General features: G+C 67.5%; 16 protein-coding genes and 1 tRNA gene. 7 read left to right on the top strand and 10 right to left on the bottom strand.

Features of this window, described 5'->3' with window-relative positions:
• Positions 1–104 precede the first annotated feature (104 nt).
• A complete protein-coding gene (locus tag EH231_RS15470) occupies positions 105–1,139 on the top strand; it encodes a 4Fe-4S binding protein (protein ID WP_124712719.1) in 1,035 nt (344 codons plus the stop codon).
• A gap of 69 nt (positions 1,140–1,208) precedes the next feature.
• Positions 1,209–2,294 carry a metallophosphoesterase gene (locus EH231_RS15465; protein WP_124712718.1) on the top strand — a complete coding sequence of 362 codons (1,086 nt, stop codon included), beginning with the start codon at positions 1,209–1,211 and terminating at the stop codon, positions 2,292–2,294.
• Between the two features lie 7 nt (positions 2,295–2,301).
• On the opposite strand, the gene pth is transcribed toward EH231_RS15465, so the two are convergent.
• From pth to EH231_RS15425, 8 genes are all read right to left on the bottom strand, one after another.
• Entirely contained in the window at positions 2,302–2,877 is a 576-nt protein-coding gene (gene pth, locus EH231_RS15460; protein ID WP_124712717.1) for an aminoacyl-tRNA hydrolase, read from the bottom strand.
• A gap of 33 nt (positions 2,878–2,910) precedes the next feature.
• Complete coding sequence (locus tag EH231_RS15455) at positions 2,911–3,570, bottom strand: 50S ribosomal protein L25/general stress protein Ctc (RefSeq protein WP_090427510.1); 660 nt, start codon at positions 3,568–3,570, stop codon at positions 2,911–2,913.
• A gap of 169 nt (positions 3,571–3,739) precedes the next feature.
• Entirely contained in the window at positions 3,740–4,621 is an 882-nt protein-coding gene (locus tag EH231_RS15450; RefSeq protein WP_090428839.1) for an oxidoreductase, read from the bottom strand.
• Between the two features lie 39 nt (positions 4,622–4,660).
• Complete coding sequence (locus tag EH231_RS15445; protein WP_164480905.1) at positions 4,661–5,305, bottom strand: LpqN/LpqT family lipoprotein; 645 nt, start codon at positions 5,303–5,305, stop codon at positions 4,661–4,663.
• Positions 5,302–5,664, bottom strand: a complete 363-nt coding sequence (gene arsC, locus EH231_RS15440) for an arsenate reductase (glutaredoxin) (protein WP_090427514.1) — start codon at positions 5,662–5,664, stop codon at positions 5,302–5,304. The genes EH231_RS15445 and arsC overlap by 4 nt, the downstream gene beginning before the upstream one ends.
• Positions 5,665–6,645, bottom strand: coding sequence for a ribose-phosphate diphosphokinase (locus EH231_RS15435; RefSeq protein ID WP_090427517.1), 981 nt, complete (start codon positions 6,643–6,645; stop codon positions 5,665–5,667). It lies immediately after the preceding gene.
• A gap of 195 nt (positions 6,646–6,840) precedes the next feature.
• Entirely contained in the window at positions 6,841–8,226 is a 1,386-nt protein-coding gene (glmU, locus tag EH231_RS15430; RefSeq protein ID WP_234927474.1) for a bifunctional UDP-N-acetylglucosamine diphosphorylase/glucosamine-1-phosphate N-acetyltransferase GlmU, read from the bottom strand.
• Between the two features lie 165 nt (positions 8,227–8,391).
• Positions 8,392–8,463 (bottom strand) — tRNA-Gln (locus EH231_RS15425).
• An 85-nt stretch (positions 8,464–8,548) separates the two neighbouring features.
• On the opposite strand from EH231_RS15425, the gene EH231_RS15420 reads away from it, so the two are divergent.
• The 3 genes from EH231_RS15420 to EH231_RS15410 all read left to right on the top strand — a co-directional run bounded on the left by EH231_RS15420 (position 8,549) and on the right by EH231_RS15410 (position 9,997).
• On the top strand, positions 8,549–9,142 hold the full coding sequence (locus EH231_RS15420) for a TetR/AcrR family transcriptional regulator (protein ID WP_090427524.1): 594 nt from the start codon (positions 8,549–8,551) through the stop codon (positions 9,140–9,142).
• An 89-nt stretch (positions 9,143–9,231) separates the two neighbouring features.
• Positions 9,232–9,681: an SRPBCC domain-containing protein gene (locus tag EH231_RS15415; protein ID WP_124712716.1), complete on the top strand. Its 450-nt coding sequence runs from the start codon at positions 9,232–9,234 to the stop codon at positions 9,679–9,681.
• Positions 9,674–9,997, top strand: coding sequence for an ArsR/SmtB family transcription factor (locus EH231_RS15410; RefSeq protein WP_090427530.1), 324 nt, complete (start codon positions 9,674–9,676; stop codon positions 9,995–9,997). The genes EH231_RS15415 and EH231_RS15410 overlap by 8 nt, the downstream gene beginning before the upstream one ends.
• A gap of 13 nt (positions 9,998–10,010) precedes the next feature.
• Here the strand turns inward: EH231_RS15410 and lysA are convergent, their stop codons facing one another.
• Together lysA and EH231_RS15400 are read right to left on the bottom strand one after the other, a co-directional pair.
• The gene (lysA, locus tag EH231_RS15405; protein WP_124712715.1) at positions 10,011–11,351 is read right to left on the bottom strand and encodes a diaminopimelate decarboxylase; all 1,341 of its coding nucleotides are present in this window, start codon (positions 11,349–11,351) and stop codon (positions 10,011–10,013) included.
• Between the two features lie 82 nt (positions 11,352–11,433).
• Positions 11,434–12,000, bottom strand: a complete 567-nt coding sequence (locus EH231_RS15400; RefSeq protein ID WP_090427541.1) for a hypothetical protein — start codon at positions 11,998–12,000, stop codon at positions 11,434–11,436.
• 67 nt (positions 12,001–12,067) lie between these two features.
• Here EH231_RS15400 and mfd point away from each other — a divergent pair, with 67 nt between their 5' ends.
• Together mfd and EH231_RS15390 are read left to right on the top strand one after the other, a co-directional pair.
• The gene (gene mfd / locus EH231_RS15395; RefSeq protein ID WP_090427544.1) at positions 12,068–15,700 is read left to right on the top strand and encodes a transcription-repair coupling factor; all 3,633 of its coding nucleotides are present in this window, start codon (positions 12,068–12,070) and stop codon (positions 15,698–15,700) included.
• 238 nt (positions 15,701–15,938) lie between these two features.
• Positions 15,939–16,472, top strand: a complete 534-nt coding sequence (locus tag EH231_RS15390) for a hypothetical protein (RefSeq protein WP_124712714.1) — start codon at positions 15,939–15,941, stop codon at positions 16,470–16,472.
• The last annotated feature ends 51 nt before the right edge of the window (positions 16,473–16,523 follow it).

Below are 16,523 nucleotides of genomic sequence, written 5' to 3'. Positions count from 1 at the left end.
CGGGTGTACCCGCTGCGAACGCGCCTGCATCCGGCCCGAACGGTTTCTTTACGCCGATGAGCGGGATCCTTGCGGGCTGAGTATAGATAACTATACTCAGCACGATGACGCAGAAACTCCCGCCCCGCCTGGCCGACCACCCGACAGTCCGCGCGGTGCGTGCTCGTCCGGAAGCGGCGGTTCCCGACGTGATCGACGCCGACTGGCTGCGGGCGTTGTGCTTGGACGCCGGGGCCGACGACGTGGCCTTCGCCAGCGTGGACGACCCCGCCCTGGCCTCTGAGCGCGAGCATGTGGGGGCCGCGCTCCCCGGGGTCGGCAGCTACATCTCGCTGGTCGTGAAGATGAACCGCGACAACGTCCGCTCGTCCACCCGCAGCGTGGCCAACCAGGAGTTCCATCGCAGCGGGGAGGTCATCAACGAGGCGGCCCACCGGATCACCCGCGCCCTGGAGGACGCAGGCCATCGTGCGGTGAACCCGTCGGCGACCTTCCCGATGGAGATGGACAGGTTCCCCGGGCGGATCTGGGTGGTGGCGCACAAGCCCGTCGCGGTGGCCTCAGGGCTGGGGGTGATGGGAATCCATCGCAACGTGATCCATCCCAGATTCGGCAACTTCATCCTGCTGGCCACCATTCTGGTCGGTGCACCGATCAGCAGTTACGGTGTGCCGTTGGACTATTCGCCGTGCCTGGAATGCAAGCTGTGCGTGGCGGTCTGCCCGGTCGGTGCCATCGGCAAGGACGGCGAGTTCGACTTCGTCGCCTGCTCGGTACACAACTACCGCGAGTTCATGGGCGGGTTCACCGACTGGGCGCAGACCATCGCCGACAGCAGCGATGCGGCCGACTTCCGGTCGCGGGTCAGTGATTCCGAGAATGCGTCGATGTGGCAGAGCCTGTCGTTCAAGGCCAATTACAAGGCGGCGTACTGCCTGGCGGTGTGCCCGGCGGGCGAGGACGTGATCGAGCCCTACCTCGACGACCGCAAGGAGTTCATGGACCGGGTGCTCAAACCGCTGCAGGACAAGCGGGAAACGCTGTACGTGCTGCCGAACTCGGCGGCCAAGGCGCACGCCGAGAAGCGGTATCCCCACAAGACCGTCAAGGTGGTGGACAGCGGAATCCGGGGTCGTTGACCGGCCGTTGGAATCACCGTGAGCGCAACGCCCGACCGGTTATCCCTCGACGGCTAACGTGGCGCGACGATGGCGACACAGCAGGGTGACTTTCGGCTGTGGGCATTCGGTGATGCCCACGTCGGGACCGACAGGCAGTTCGGCCGGGAGAGCCTCGCCGAGGCCATCCGGCAGTCGGAATTCGGTGGAGCGCAAGGTGGTCCGTCGTTCGGCTGGGACATCGCCGTCGACGTCGGTGACATGTCCGGCGCGCATCACAGCCTGCCTGACGACGCCGAAGGGCAGGGGGTCCGCCGGCAGCTCTCGGCGCTGCGCAAGCACCGGCGTGAAGACGTGTACTCGGTGTGCGGAAACCACGACCGCAGTGGACTTTCCGAACCCGACGCCTGGTGGTGGCAGAAGTGGATCGATCCGCTGGGCGCGCACACCGCACACTCCGGCGTCGACGCCGCAGCTCGGCGCTATCAGGTCAGCGGGACCTGGGAACGCTACTCGTTCCGGGTGGGCAACCTGCTCTTCCTGATGCTCAGCGACCGCAACGAGCCGTCGCAGACGATCGGACGGGGCACGCTCGGCGGTAACCCCGGCGGGGTGGTCTCCGCCGAGACGTTCGAGTGGTGGGCGAACATGGTTGAACAGAACCGTGATTCGATCATCATCACCGTGCACCACTACGTGCTCAAGGACACGACGGTGGCGTCAGGGGAGTGGGAGGGGGTGCGCCGCGGCGCGGACGGAAAACTCTACGAGCACTACCATCGCCCGTTCCTGGAGGGGACGCCGCAGGGCGCGTCATACCTGTACTGGGTCGGCGGCAAGCCTGACTCCGGGGCTTTCGAGCGGTACCTCACCGAACACCCGGGTGCGGTCGCGCTCTGGTTGGCCGGCCACACCCACACCAATCCCGACGATTCCCACGGCGGCAAGACTCATATCGAACAGGCTTGGGGTGGAACCTATTTCATGAACGTGGCGTCATTGAGTCGCCACCACATGCCGATCACGACCCTGCCGATCAGCCGGCTGCTCACATTTCGCCGCGGCAGCCGAGAGGTGCGGGTGCAGTGCTATCTGCACACCGACCAACATGCGCCGCAGGGCTGGTACGCCCCGGCGGAGCGCACGCTCACCCTCGACCGGCCGTTCCGCTGGTAACGCGGAATCACCAGGCGTGCACGGTGTTCTGGGCCGGCTCCAGGCCCTGGGCGATCAACAGCTCGGTGGCGTCGGCGGCCTGCTCGCAGATGGTCGGCACCTCGGCACGTTCGGCGGCCGTGAAGGCCTCCAGCACGAACGCCGCCGGATCCTTACGGCCCGGCGGGCGGCCCACTCCGATGCGGACCCGCTGAAAGTCCCTGCTGCCCAATGCTGATGCCACTGAACGCAGCCCATTGTGGCCGCCCTCGCCGCCGCCGACCTTGAGCCGGATCCGGCCGAAGTCGATGTCGAGCTCGTCGTGGATGACCACGATCCGGGCCGGCGGCACCGAATAGAACTTGGCCAACGGCCCGACCTGACGGCCGGACTCGTTCATGTAGCACCGAGGCTTGGCCAGTACCACCGGAGCTCCTGCGAGCCGGCCGGTGATCACCTCGGCACCGGATTTCTTGTGCACCTTGAAGGCCGAGCCGATGCGGGCGGCCAGTACATCGGCCACCATGAACCCGATATTGTGCCGGGTCTTGGCGTAGGCGGGCCCGGGATTTCCCAGGCCCACCACCAGCAGCGGCTCGGCCATTCGTGGAATGTCCTGCGTGTGTCGACTCGGTGACTACTCGGAAGCTTCGGCTTCGGCGGCTTCGGCGGCCGGCTCCTCGGCCGGGGCCTCGGCGGTCTCGCCGGCACCCTCGGCCTCGAGATCCTCGGCGCTCGGGGCCTCGACGATGTTGACCACGAGCAGCTCGGGATCCGACACCAGCGAAACGCCTGCGGGCAGCTCGATCTGGCCGGCCAGGATCTGGGTGCCGGCCTCGATGCCGTCGATCGACACGGTCAGGTGCTCGGGGATCGACAGGGCCTCGGCCTCGATCTCGATGTGGTTGGCGTCCTGGGTGACCAGGGCACCCGGGACGGCGTCACCCTCGACGGTCACGGTGACCTCGACGGTGACCTTCTCGCCACGACGGACGACGAGCAGGTCGGCGTGCTGGATGTTGCGGCGGATCGGGTGGATGTCCAGCGCCTTGGTCAGGGCCAGCTGCTCCTTGCCCTCGATGTCGAGGGTCAGCACGGCGTTGGTGCCGGAGTGGCGCAGCACCGCGGAGAACTCGCGGGCGTTGATCTCCAGGTGCTGGGGCTCGGTGCCGTGGCCGTAGAGCACGGTGGGCACGTTGCCGTCACGGCGGGCCTGACGCGAGGCGCCCTTGCCGGTGCGGGTACGCACGGTGGCGGTGAGCTTGTTGGGGACGTTCTTGGCTGCGGCCTTGGCCATGATGTTGCTCCTCTAATTGCGGTACTGCGGTCAGATCGTCAGCACGGCAAGGGGCACAACACTCAAAGAAGTTCCCGCCGATAACGGTGGTCCAGAAGGTCCACCCTCGCCGTGACGCCAGGTCAGGGTAGCAAAGACGGGGCCGCCGCCAAAAATCGCAGCCCGGGGGCTACAGCGGATACGTGGTTTTGGTGAGCTGCTCGGACAGCTCCCACAGCGCCTTCTGGGTGCCCACCCGCTTGGCCAGCGGGCTGCGCCCGACCGGCTGGCTGGGGCCGAACTGGCCGAACCGGGGCCCGATGAAGCTGTCCCCGGGAACGTCCTGGGACGCCGCGAACAGCGTCTGACGTGCGCCGAACGACGGATCGCTGGCGAAAACCCGGTTGGCGGCCGCCATCATGCGGGCGCCGAACTTGTTGCCGGTCTGGCCCTGCAGGTTGGTGGCCGAATAGCCGGGGTGGGCGGCAAGGGCGCGCACCGCCGAGCCCGATGCTGTCAGCCGTCGCTGCAACTCGGATGTGAACACCAGGTTGGCCAGCTTGGACTGCCCGTAGGCCAGCCACGCCGAGTACGGCCGCGACTTCCAGTTGAGGTCCCGCAGGCTGATCTGCCCGATCCAGTGCATCAACGAGGACACCGTCACCACCCGGTCGGTGATCTTGGGCAGCAGCAGGTTGGTCAGCGCGAAATGGCCGAGGTGGTTGGTGCCGATCTGGCTCTCGAAGCCGTCGGCGGTCCGGCTCAGCGGCACCGCCATGATGCCGGCGTTGTTGATCAGCACGTCGACGCTCTCGACGGTGTCTGCGAACTCGTGCACCGAGGCCAGGTTCTGCAGGTCGAGCTTGCGTACCTCCACTGAGTTCCCCTGGCTGCCGGTCATTGTTTCCGCGGCCGCGGTGCCCTTCTCCAGGTTGCGCACCGCGACGGTGACCTTGGCGCCGACGCGGGCGAGCTCACGCGCGGTGACGAGCCCCAGCCCGCTGTTGGCGCCGGTGACGATCACCCGGCGGCCGGAAAACGATGGCAGGTCGGCGCTGGTCCATTCGCTCATGCTGACCACCCTACGGTCGCGCCGGCACTTCTTCGCGAGTCACTTCTTGGCGACGTTGAAGCCCGCGATGATCGATTCGATGTCCGGTCCCTGTGCCGCGGCCTCGTCGGCGTAGGTCGTCACGGTCAGCTGGATGAGGTACCGCTGCGGGGGCTGTAACCCGTCATTGGCGATGATGACGCGGTTGTAGCTCTGCATGCGCTTGCCGTTGAGGTCGTAGCTGCCCTCGATCATCGCCGACGGAAAGCCCTTCCAGTCCGCGTTGGATGCGTTGAGCTGCTTGAAGTTCTCCGACAACTGGGCATCGGCGTAGCCGTGGTCTTTGAGGGCCTTGGGCACGTCGAAGTCGCCGTGCAAGGTGAAGGCCAGCATCATCGCGGTGGGGTAGGTGTTCCCCTTGGCGATCATCCGGGTACCCGGGGCCAGGTTCGGATTGTTGTAGGGATGCCATCCCGGCGGGCTCGGCATGGTGACGCTCAGGTGGGGGATCTTCTCGGGTGCGATGGGCTCGCCCACGACACCGGAGTCCTCCAGGAACTGCCACAGGGGTACCGGCTGGTTGTCCGCAGGGGCGGCCGGTGTCGTCGAACTCGTCGTCCAGATCGACTTGTAGTCAGGCGTTTCCGCGCCACAGCCGGTGACCAGGACCGCCAGTGTGCCGGCCGTGGCGAGCAACCGCTTCACAGAATCTCGCGCACCGAATCGATCGGCCGGGCCAGCCGGGTGCCGTTGCCGGTGACGACGAACGGGCGCTCGATCAGGATGGGGTTCTCGGCCATCGCGTCGAGCAGTTCCTCGTCCGACGCGTCGGCCAAACCGAGTTCGGTGTAGAGGGATTCGCGCTTGCGCACCGCGGTACGCACGTCGATACCGGCGTCGGCGATCAGTTGCTTGATCTCGTCGCGGGTGGGCGGCGTCTTGAGGTACTGCACGACCTCGGGCTCGATCCCGTTCTCGCGCAACAGATCCAGCGTCTTACGCGAGGTCGAGCACTTCGGGTTGTGGTAGATGACGGCGGCGGGCCGCCCATCAGATTCAGCCATCTAGGCGGACCCGTCGAACAGCCCGGTCACCGAGCCGTTGTCGAATACCGCGCGGATGGTGCTGGCCAGCAGCGGCGCGATGGACAGCACGGTCAGCTGCGGGAACTGCTTGTCGTCGGTGATCGGCAGCGTGTTGGTGACGATCACCTCGCGGGCACCGGAGTCGGCCAGACGCTGGGCGGCCGGATCCGACAGCACGCCGTGGGTCGCGGCGATCACCACATCCTTGGCGCCGTCCTCACGCAGCAGCTTGACCGCGCCGGCGATGGTGCCGCCGGTGTCGATCATGTCGTCGGTGAGGATGCAGGTCTTGCCCTTGACGTCACCGACGACGCGGTTGGACACCACCTGGTTGGGCACCAGCGGATCGCGGGTCTTGTGGATGAAGGCCAGCGGGACGCCGCCCAGGGCGTCGGCCCACTTCTCGGCGACCCGGACCCGGCCGGAGTCCGGGGAGACGACCACCATGTCGGCGCCGGCGTACTTGTCGGCGATGTAGCCGCAGAGCAGCGACTGGCCACGCATGTGGTCCACCGGGCCGTCGAAGAAGCCCTGGATCTGATCGGTGTGCAGGTCGACCGAGACGATGCGGTCGGCGCCGGCGGTCTTGAGCAGATCGGCGACCAGGCGGGCCGAGATGGGCTCGCGGCCGCGGTGCTTCTTGTCCTGGCGCGCATAGGGATAGAACGGCAGGATCGCGGTGATCCGCTTGGCGCTACCGCGCTTGAGCGCGTCGATCATGATGAGCTGCTCCATGAGCCACTGGTTCAGCGGCGCGGGATGGCTCTGCAGCACGAACGCGTCGCAACCGCGCACGGACTCGTCGAACCGGACGAAGATCTCGCCGTTGGCGAAATCCCGGGCGGTCTGTGCGGTCACCTCGATGCCCAGTTCCTTGGCCACCTGTTCCGCCAGCTCCGGGTGCGCGCGCCCCGAGAACAGCATCAGGTTTTTTCGATTGTCGGTCCAGTCCGTGGCCACTTGGCTGCCTTCGCGGTTGGGGATCGATACGGAGCAATCGTACGTAGCGTTTCTGGTTGTTCGTAGCCGGGTTACCAGATTGCCAACACGAAACGTCGGATTGTCCGGCCCAGCGGTGCCGACTGTGGCGTTCCTGCACGCGTTTGCCACGGATTTCGTACACAAGCGCCACGCTCGCGGCCGGTGGCGGCTGACCTACTCCTCGCGGGCCTTGCGCGCGGCCTCGGCGGCTGCCGAGCCCGGACGCTTGCGCTCCACCCAGCCCTCGATGGTGCGCTGGGCGTTGTCCGAGACCGCCAGCGCACCGGGCGGGACGTCGTCGCGCAGCACGGTGCCGGCGCCGGTGTAGGCCCCGTCACCGACGGTGACCGGCGCGATGAACATCGTGTCGGAGCCGGTGCGCACGTGGGAGCCGATGGTCGTCCGGTGCTTGGTCTCGCCGTCGTAGTTGACGAAGACGCTGGAGGCCCCGATGTTGCTGTGGTCGCCGATGTCGGCGTCGCCGACGTAGGTCAGGTGCGGCACCTTGGTACCCGTGCCGATCGTGGAGTTCTTGGTCTCGACGAACGCGCCGAGCTTTCCGTCGGCTCCGAGGACGGTGCCCGGCCGCAGGTAGGTGAACGGGCCGACGGTGGCGCCGGCCCCGATCACGGCCAGCTGAGCGTGGGTGCGCACCACCGAGGCGCCGTCGCCCACCTCGACGTCGGTCAGCGTGGAGTCCGGACCGATCTCGCAGCCGGCGCCGATCTCTGTGGTGCCGAGCAGCTGGGTGCCGGGGCGTACGACGGTGTCGCGGCCGATGGTGACGTCGACGTCGATCCAGGTGGTGGCCGGGTCGATGATCGTGACGCCGGCTCGCTGATGGCGGGCCACGATGCGGCGGTTGAGTTCGGCGCCCAGATCGGAGAGCTGCACGCGGTCGTTGACGCCGGCGACCAGCGCGCTGTCGTCGACGTGCATGGCCCGCACCGTCCGGCCGTCCTGCCGCACGATCGCGATGACGTCGGTGAGGTACAGCTCCTGCTGCGCGTTGTTCGAGCTCAACCGGCTCAGCGCCGAGCGCAGGTCGGCGATGTCGAAGGCGTACACCCCGGCGTTGACTTCCCGGATCGCCCGCTGCGACTCGGTCGCGTCGGCCTGCTCGACGATGCCGATGACCTCGTTGTCCTGGGTGCGCAGGATGCGGCCGTAGCCGGTGGGGTCGGGCACGGTGGTGGTGAGCACCGTGGCGGCCGCCGTCGCGGCGCTGTGGGTCTCGATGAGGCCGGCCAGGGTGTCGGCGTCGAGCAGGGGGACATCACCCGAGGTCACGACGACCGTGCCGGTGAATTCGTCGGGCAACGAGCTCAGCCCGCAGGCCACGGCGTGGCCGGTGCCCAGCTGTTGGTCCTGGATGGCGACGTCGATGGTGCGGCCCAGCTTGTCGGCCAGCTCGCCGACCGCGGGGGCGATGCGGTCGCGGTCGTGGCCGAGTACGACCACCAGATGTTGGGCTGCCGCGTTGGCCACGGTGTGTACCGCGTGGCTGAGCATGCTGCGGCCCGCCAGGGTGTGCAGCACCTTCGGGGTGTCCGAGCGCATTCGGGTCCCGGCACCTGCAGCCAATACGACGACTGCGGCTTCGGTGGTCGGCACGGCGTCCCCTTTCTCGCCGAGCGACCTCCCCCGCAAGCGGGAGGTGCCCCCAGCATTCGTGTTGACACGCCGTCAACACCGGCATTTTGCGGTCGTTCGCGGGATAGTGAGCTCCGTCGCCAGGACTCGAACCTGAACTATCTGAACCAAAATCAGAGGTGCTGCCGATTACACCACGACGGAATGTCCGGGAGAGACTCTAGTCGAACGGTCTAGCCTGATATGCGTGGCAGCACCCGATAAGGAAGTGCGGGCCCCCCGGGCCCGGATGACCGGCAACGAACGGCGACAACAGCTCATCGAGATCGCCAAGTCGCTGTTTGCCGAACGGGGCTACGAGGGCACCTCGATCGAGGAGATCGCCCTGCGCGCCAACGTGTCAAAACCCGTGGTCTACGAGCATTTCGGCGGCAAAGAAGGGCTGTACGCCGTCGTCGTCGACCGGGAGATGTCGGCCCTGCTGGACGGGATCACCTCGTCGTTGACCAACAACCGCTCCCGGGTGCGGGTCGAACGCGTCGCGCTGGCCCTGCTGACCTACGTCGAGGAGCGCACCGACGGCTTCCGCATCCTGATCCGCGACTCGCCGGCGGCGATCACCTCGGGGACCTACTCGACGCTGCTCAACGACGCGGTCAACCAGGTCTCCTCGATCCTGGCCGGGGATTTCTCCCGCCGCGGCCTGGACCCCGAACTGGCACCGCTGTACGCCCAGGCGCTGGTCGGGTCGGTGTCGATGACCGCGCAGTGGTGGCTCGACGTGCGGGAGCCGAAGAAGGAAGTGGTGGCCGCCCACGTCGTCAACCTGATGTGGAACGGGCTCACCCACCTGGAGTCCGACCCGGTCCTGCACGAGGAGTAGGCCAACAAACTGCAACCCAAGGGTTGCAGCATCGGGACTTGATGTGCAACCCTTGGGTTGCAACAATCCCGTCGGAGAGGAACCGTGACATGACCACCGAATACGACCGCATCGAGCGTGAGATCGCCATCGACGCACCGGCGCAACGCGTCTGGGCCCTGGTGAGCGAACCCGGTTGGTACATCAACGAAGAGCGGATCACCGAACACCGCATCGATCGTGACGGCGACGTCGCCATCGTCACCGACCCCACGCACGGCAGGTTCGCCCTGCGAACCGTCACACTCGATGAGCCGCGCTATGCGGCCTTCCGGTGGCACATCGACGCCGATGACCTCGACAGCTCGTCCACCCTCGTCGAATTCTGGATCACCCCGGCCCCATCCGGCGTGGTGCTGCGGGTGGTCGAGAGCGGTTTCGCCTCGCTCGACGAGCCCGAGGCCGACCGCCGCTCCCGGTTCGACGATCACAGTGGCGGCTGGTCGCTCGAGCTCGGCCTCGCCCAGAAGTATCTGGTGGGGGCCGCCGCAGATGCATGAGAATGCCTCGCCGGTGCAGGTTTTCGCCGCCCTTGCCGACGACAGCCGGTGGCAGGTTCTGGTCGCACTCGGCCGCAGGCCCGCGTCCGCGTCGTCACTGGCCGACGAACTTCCGATCAGCCGCCAGGCCATCGCCAAACATCTGAAGGTGCTCACCGACGTCGGCCTGGTGGTGGCCACCCGGGTGGGGCGTGAGGTCAAGTACGAGGCGGTGGGGGCTCGGCTCAGCGAGGTGGCGCGCCGGCTCGACAGCATCGCGGCGGGTTGGGAACGCAGGCTGGCCAGGATCAAGGATGTCGTCGAGCGGGATGGCTGAGGGGCGCAAGCCCTCAGCCCAGATCCCGCGACAGCAGGTCCGCCGTCGTCTCCCGGCGCACCAACGCCCGCGAAGCGCCGTCGCGCACCGACACCACGGGCGGGCGACCCACCATGTTGTAGGTCGAGGCCATGCTGTGCTGGTAGGCCCCGGTGCATGCCACCGCCAGCAGATCGCCGGCGTGGATGTCGGCGGGCAGTTCGACATCGTGCACGATCTCGTCGCCGGCCTCGCAATGCCGTCCTACCACTGTGGCCACCATGGTCGGCCCTAATGGATGCCGATTGGCCAGGGCCACCGTGTATTTCGCTCCGTACAGCGCGACCCGCGGATTGTCGCTCATACCGCCGTCGACAGCGACGAACGTGCGCCCGCCGGGCTGGGACTTCACCCCGCACACCCGGTACAGCGTCACCCCGGCCCGCGCGCTGATGGCGCGGCCGGGTTCGACGACCAGGCGTGGCCGCGGGAACCGTTCGGCCGCGCACGCCGCGGTCAGCTCGTCGTCGACGACGGTCGCCAGCGCGGCGATATCGAGCGCCGCGTCGCCGCGGACATACGGAACCCCGTGGCCGCCGCCGATGTTGAGCTCGGTCAGCACCAGGCCGTGTTCGGCACGGATGTCGGCCATCGCACCGATCAACCGGTGGACGGCCTCGCCGTAGGGCGTGGGGTCGGTGATCTGCGAGCCGATATGGCAGTGCAGGCCAACCAGATCCAGGTTCGGGGTGGCAAGGATGCGGGCGGCCGCGCGGGCGGCCCGGCGATCGGCCAGCGCGAAGCCGAACTTCTGGTCCGTCACGCCGGTGGTGACGGCGCGGTGTCCGTGGATGTCGATGTCGGGCGTGACCCGGATCAGCACCGCCTGGGGCCGGCGGGCCAGCCCGGCCAGGTAGGTGATCTCCATCGGAGAATCGACCACGATCCGGCCCACCCCCACGTCGATCGCGTCGCGCAGCTCGTCGCACGTCTTGGCATTGCCGTGCATCACGATGCGCGCCGGGTCGACCCCGCCTGCCAACGCGGTCGCGAGTTCGGCCGCCGAGCACACGTCCACGCCGAGGCCTTCCTCGGCGGCCCACCGTGCGACGGCGGTGGTCAGCAGCGACTTGCCCGCATAGACCACCTCGGCCTGGCCGAGGGCGGCCCGGTAGCGCCGGGCGCGGGTCCGGAAATCTGTCTCGTCGAGCACATAGGCCGGGGTGCGGTACTCGTCGGCGATGTCGGTCAGCGGCACCCGGCCGACGGTGATGCGGCCCTGCTCGTCGACCCCTGTGGTCAGCGGCCAGATGTTCGGATCGAGGCGTGGCCGGGTGGCGCCGCGAAGTGAGGGCAGGATGTCCAGCAAGGTCATGACTCCACAGTCGGCGGCGCCGGGGCCCTGCGTCACCGGGCTTGACGGTTCCTTGACGCCGCGGGGCCGGATCCTGACGGGCTCAGCTCCTGCCGAACGACTTCGTCTCCGTGGAGGTGGCGATGAACCCGTTGCCCTTCTGCGGATCGGCCATCCGGCAGGCCAACCGGATCTCGTCGGTGTAGACGCAGGTGGCGTTGCCGAGGTCGAACCGTTGACCGGCGGGCAGCATCCGCGCCTCGTTCTCGTCGAGGCCGTCGACCGGACTGAGCGGCTCCTCGGTGCGCGAGAAGCTCATCGGGATCGCACCGTTGGTGGTGCCGTAGCTGAACAGGTGCGCGAGGTTGGCATCGTTGGGGGCGCCGACGAAGGGGCCGCGGCAGTCCAGCGCGTACATCGCCCGGTGCTGGGTGGTCATGCAGACGAACCCGTCGGGCGTGCGGAACCCCTGTACCGGAAACCCCTGTCCCTCCCGCAGGACGTACTGCGCCGGATCGACGGCGGGGTAGGCGGCGAAGTCGGGAACACCGTCCGGACCGAGGTGCGTCGGCACCGACTCGTGTGCGGACTCCGGTTTCTCCCGGGTGAGCCATATCACTGCGAAGACCGCCGTCAGCACCACAACGAGCGCTGCCGCCCACCGCTTCATCGCTCCATGATCGCCCCGGACAGAGCACTACGGAGCCGAATCCCCGGCCCCGTAGAATGGCCCCATCATGACCGCACCGGGGCACAACCATGTCCAGACCCCGATTGCGGGTCTCGTTGAGCTGGCTTTAACCGATCCGTCCCTGCAGGACGCCCTTCGTCGCGCCGCCGACCGACCCGCCGATCTCGCGCTCGTCGGGCCGGCCAGTGCCCGCGTGCTGGTGGCTGCCGGGCTGGCCCAGCAGGGCCCGCTGCTGGTGGTCGCCGCCACCGGCCGGGAAGCCGACGACCTGACCGCCGAACTGCGCGGCGTGATCGGCGATGCCGTCGCACTGTTCCCGTCCTGGGAGACACTGCCGCACGAGCGGTTGTCCCCGGGTGTGGAGACCGTCGGCGCCCGGTTGTTGCTGTTGCGCAGGCTGGCCCACCCCGAGGACACGACACTGGGGCCGCCGCTGCGCGTCGTGGTCACCACGACGCGTTCACTGCTGCAGCCGATGGCCCACGACGTCGTGAGTACCGAGCCGGTCACCCTCACCGTCGGCGCCGAGGCCGAGTTCGAGGCGGTCATCGCCCGGCTGGTCGACCTGGCCTACACGCGCGTCGACATGGTCGGCAAACGCGGGGAGTTCGCCGTGCGCGGCGGCATCCTCGACCTGTTCCCGCCCACCGCCGAGCATCCGGTGCGCGTCGAGTTCTGGGGCGACGAGATTTCCGAGATGCGGTTGTTCTCGATCGCCGACCAGCGGTCGATTCCCGAGATCCCGGTGCAGAACGTGGTCGCCGTCCCGTGCCGCGAACTGCTGATGACCGCTGATGTGCGGGAGCGTGCCGCCGTGCTCGCCGTCGAGCACCCCACCCACGAGAACAGCGTGCCCGGCAGCGTGCCCGACATGCTGGCCAAGCTCGCCGAGGGCATCCCGGTCGACGGCATGGAGGCGCTGCTTCCGCTGCTGCACCCGGTTCAGCCCACGACGCTGACGCACCACCTGCCCGAGGGCGCGCCGGTGCTGCTGTGCGACCCGGAGAAGGTGCGTACCCGCGCGGCCGACCTGATCAAGACGGGGCAGGAATTCCTCGAGGCCTCGTGGTCGACGGCCGCGGTCGGCGGGGATGCCCCCATCGACCTCGAGGCGCTGGGCGCGTCCGGATTCGTCCCGTTCGACCAGGCGCGCGAGGACTCTGTCGCCGGTGGTCACCCGTGGTGGACGCTGAGTCAGCTGCCCGACGGCAGGGCCACCGAACTCGATCTGCGGCCGTCGCCGTCGGCACGCAGCCAGCAGAGTCTCGACGAGATCTTCGCGATGCTGCGCGCCCACGTCGCCACCGGCGGGTACGCCGCGGTGGTCACCCCGGGCGCCGGTACCGCACACCGCGTCGTCGAGCAGCTCGGCGAATCCGACATCGCGGCGGCAATGCTCGAACCGGGTGAGGCTCCGAGGAAGGGTGCCGTTGGGGTTCTAAAAGGGCCGCTGCACGACGGCGTGATCCTGCCCGGGGCCAACCTCGTGGTCATCACCGAGACCGATCTGACCGGTAACCGGGTGACTGCCTCAGGCGGCAGAAAGCTTGCGGCCAAACGTCGTAACGTCGTCGACCCGCTGGCGCTGGCCGCCGGGGATCTCGTGGTGCACGATCAGCACGGCATCGGCAAGTTCGTCGAGATGACCGAGCGCGTGGTCGGTGGGGCCCGCCGCGAATACCTGGTGCTGGAGTACGCGTCGTCCAAACGTGGCGGCGGATCGGATCGCCTCTACGTGCCGATGGATTCGCTGGATCAGCTGTCGCGTTACGTCGGCGGTGAGGCGCCTTCGCTGTCGAAGCTCGGCGGAAGCGACTGGGCCAACACGAAAACCAAGGCGCGCAAGGCTGTTCGTGAGATCGCCAGTGAACTGGTGGCGCTGTACGCCAAGCGGCAGTCGGCGCCCGGGCATGCGTTCGGCCCCGACACTCCTTGGCAGAACGAGATGGAGGACGCGTTCGGCTTCACCGAGACCATTGACCAGCTGACCGCGATCACCGAGGTCAAATCCGATATGGAGAAGCCGGTTCCGATGGACCGGGTGATCTGTGGCGACGTGGGCTACGGCAAGACCGAGATCGCGGTGCGGGCGGCGTTCAAGGCCGTGCAGGACGGCAAGCAGGTCGCGGTGCTGGTGCCGACGACGCTGCTGGCCGATCAGCATCTGCAGACCTTCACCAACCGCATGGCGGGTTTCCCGGTGACCGTCAAGGGGCTGTCGCGGTTCACCGATCCGGCCGAGTCGCGTGCCACCATCGAGGGGATGGCCGACGGGTCGGTCGACGTGGTGATCGGCACACACCGGCTGTTGCAGACCGGGGTGACCTGGAAAGACCTGGGCCTCATCATCGTTGACGAGGAACAGCGGTTCGGCGTCGAACACAAAGAGCACATCAAGTCGATGCGCACGCACGTCGACGTGCTCACGATGAGCGCCACCCCGATCCCGCGCACCCTGGAGATGAGCCTGGCCGGCATCCGTGAGATGTCGACGATCCTCACCCCGCCCGAGGAGCGCCACCCGGTGCTGACCTACGTCGGACCTCAGGACGACAAGCAGGTGGCCGCGGCGTTGCGCCGTGAGCTGCTGCGTGACGGGCAGGTGTTCTACATCCACAACCGGGTGCGCACCATCGACCAGGCCGCGGCCCGGATCCGCCAGCTGGTGCCCGAGGCCAGGGTCGTCGTGGCGCACGGGCAGATGAACGAGGAGACGCTGGAGAAGACCGTCGAGGGCTTCTGGAACCGCGAGTACGACATCCTGGTGTGCACCACGATCGTCGAGACCGGTCTGGACATCTCCAACGCCAACACCTTGATCGTCGAGCGGGCCGATACCTTCGGGCTCTCGCAGCTGCATCAGCTGCGTGGCCGAGTGGGACGAAGCCGCGAGCGTGGATACGCCTACATGCTCTATCCGCCCAATTCGCCGCTGACCGAGACCGCCTACGACCGGTTGGCCACCATCGCCCAGAACAATGAGCTGGGTGCGGGCATGGCCGTGGCCATGAAGGACCTGGAGATCCGCGGCGCGGGCAATGTACTGGGCGCCGAGCAGTCCGGTCACGTGGCCGGCGTGGGTTTCGATCTCTACGTGCGGCTGGTCGGCGAGGCCGTGGAGGCCTACCGCGCCGCGGCCGACGGGAAAACCGTTGCCACACCGCAAGAACAGAAAGAGGTGCGGGTCGACCTTCCGGTCGATGCGCACCTGCCGCCCGAGTACATCGGCAGTGACCGGCTGCGCCTGGAGGGCTACCGCCGGCTGGCCGCGGCCACCGATGAAGACGGGGTGCGTGCCGTCGTCGACGAACTCGTTGACAGGTATGGCCCGCTTCCGCGCGAGGCGCAACGCCTGGTTGCGGTGGCCCGGCTCCGGATGTTGTGCCGGGAGTACGGGATCACCGAGATCGGTGCGGTATCGGCGTCGACGATCAAGTTGTCGCCGGTGGTGCTTCCCGATTCCGCGCAGTTGCGGCTCAAGCGGATGTACCCGGGCGGGCACTACCGGGCCACCACCTCGGTGGTCCAGGTGCCGATCCCGCGGGAGAGCGACGGCATCGGCTCACCGCGGATCCGTGACCTGGACATTGTCCGATGGGTGGCCGGTCTGGTGCTCGTGCTGAACGGGAAAACCGAGGGCAGCCTCGACATAACCGCGGGACTTGATTCTTCGGACTAATCGCCTGGTAGTCGCGGCTTTTTGGGGGCTTCTACGCGTCGAATCGCTCGAGCGCTGTTAACGCTGCGGCGCGGGGATCCGACATACATGTGGGGGGTCAAGGTATTGCGCAGTCGTCCACAGGAGAGGCGACAGGGTCGTCGACCATTCGGCGGTCATGCAATTTCCTAAACCGAACATCACGCGATTGCCGCCGTTTGGTGGGTTCGTCGCGGTGACGCAAGGCGAAGGAGTGACCATGAACTTCAAGAAGTTCGCAGTAACCACATCAATGGCGGGTGCACTGGGCCTCGGCGCGTTCGGCCTGGGTACAGGCCTCGCGCAAGCCCTTCCGGACGTGCCCCCGCCGCCTCCGATTCCCGGTCCGGCAGTGCCGGGTGTGAATGTTCCTGATGTGAATGTTCCGAGTGTGAATGTTCCTGATGTGAATGTTCCGAGTGTGAATGTTCCTGATGTGAATGTTCCTGATGTGAATGTTCCGAGCGTGAACGTTCCCGACGTGAATGTGCCGAGCGTGAACGTTCCCGACGTGAATGTGCCCACCGTGCGGTTCCCCGAGGTGGACAATTTCTTCCGCCAGCCGAACTCACACATCGCGCCTGGGCAGTTGACGAATTCGCCGACCATCAACGGTGTTGCGAATCCGTTCTTCGGAATCCCGCCTGGTCAGCTCAGGACGATGCCCACGGTGAACGGGGTCGCCAACCCGTTCTTCCATGAGACACCGGGTCACTGGGTGATCCCGGAGGGCCAGTTCCCGCCGGAGTCGTAAGCCACGGCTTGTGACATGATGGCCGCCTTGCCTTCGGGCAGGGCGGCCATC

Origin of the sequence: Mycolicibacterium nivoides, assembly GCF_003855255.1 — a bacterium.
Taxonomy (GTDB): domain Bacteria; phylum Actinomycetota; class Actinomycetes; order Mycobacteriales; family Mycobacteriaceae; genus Mycobacterium; species Mycobacterium nivoides.
This window is presented reverse-complemented; position numbering and strand designations above follow the sequence as displayed.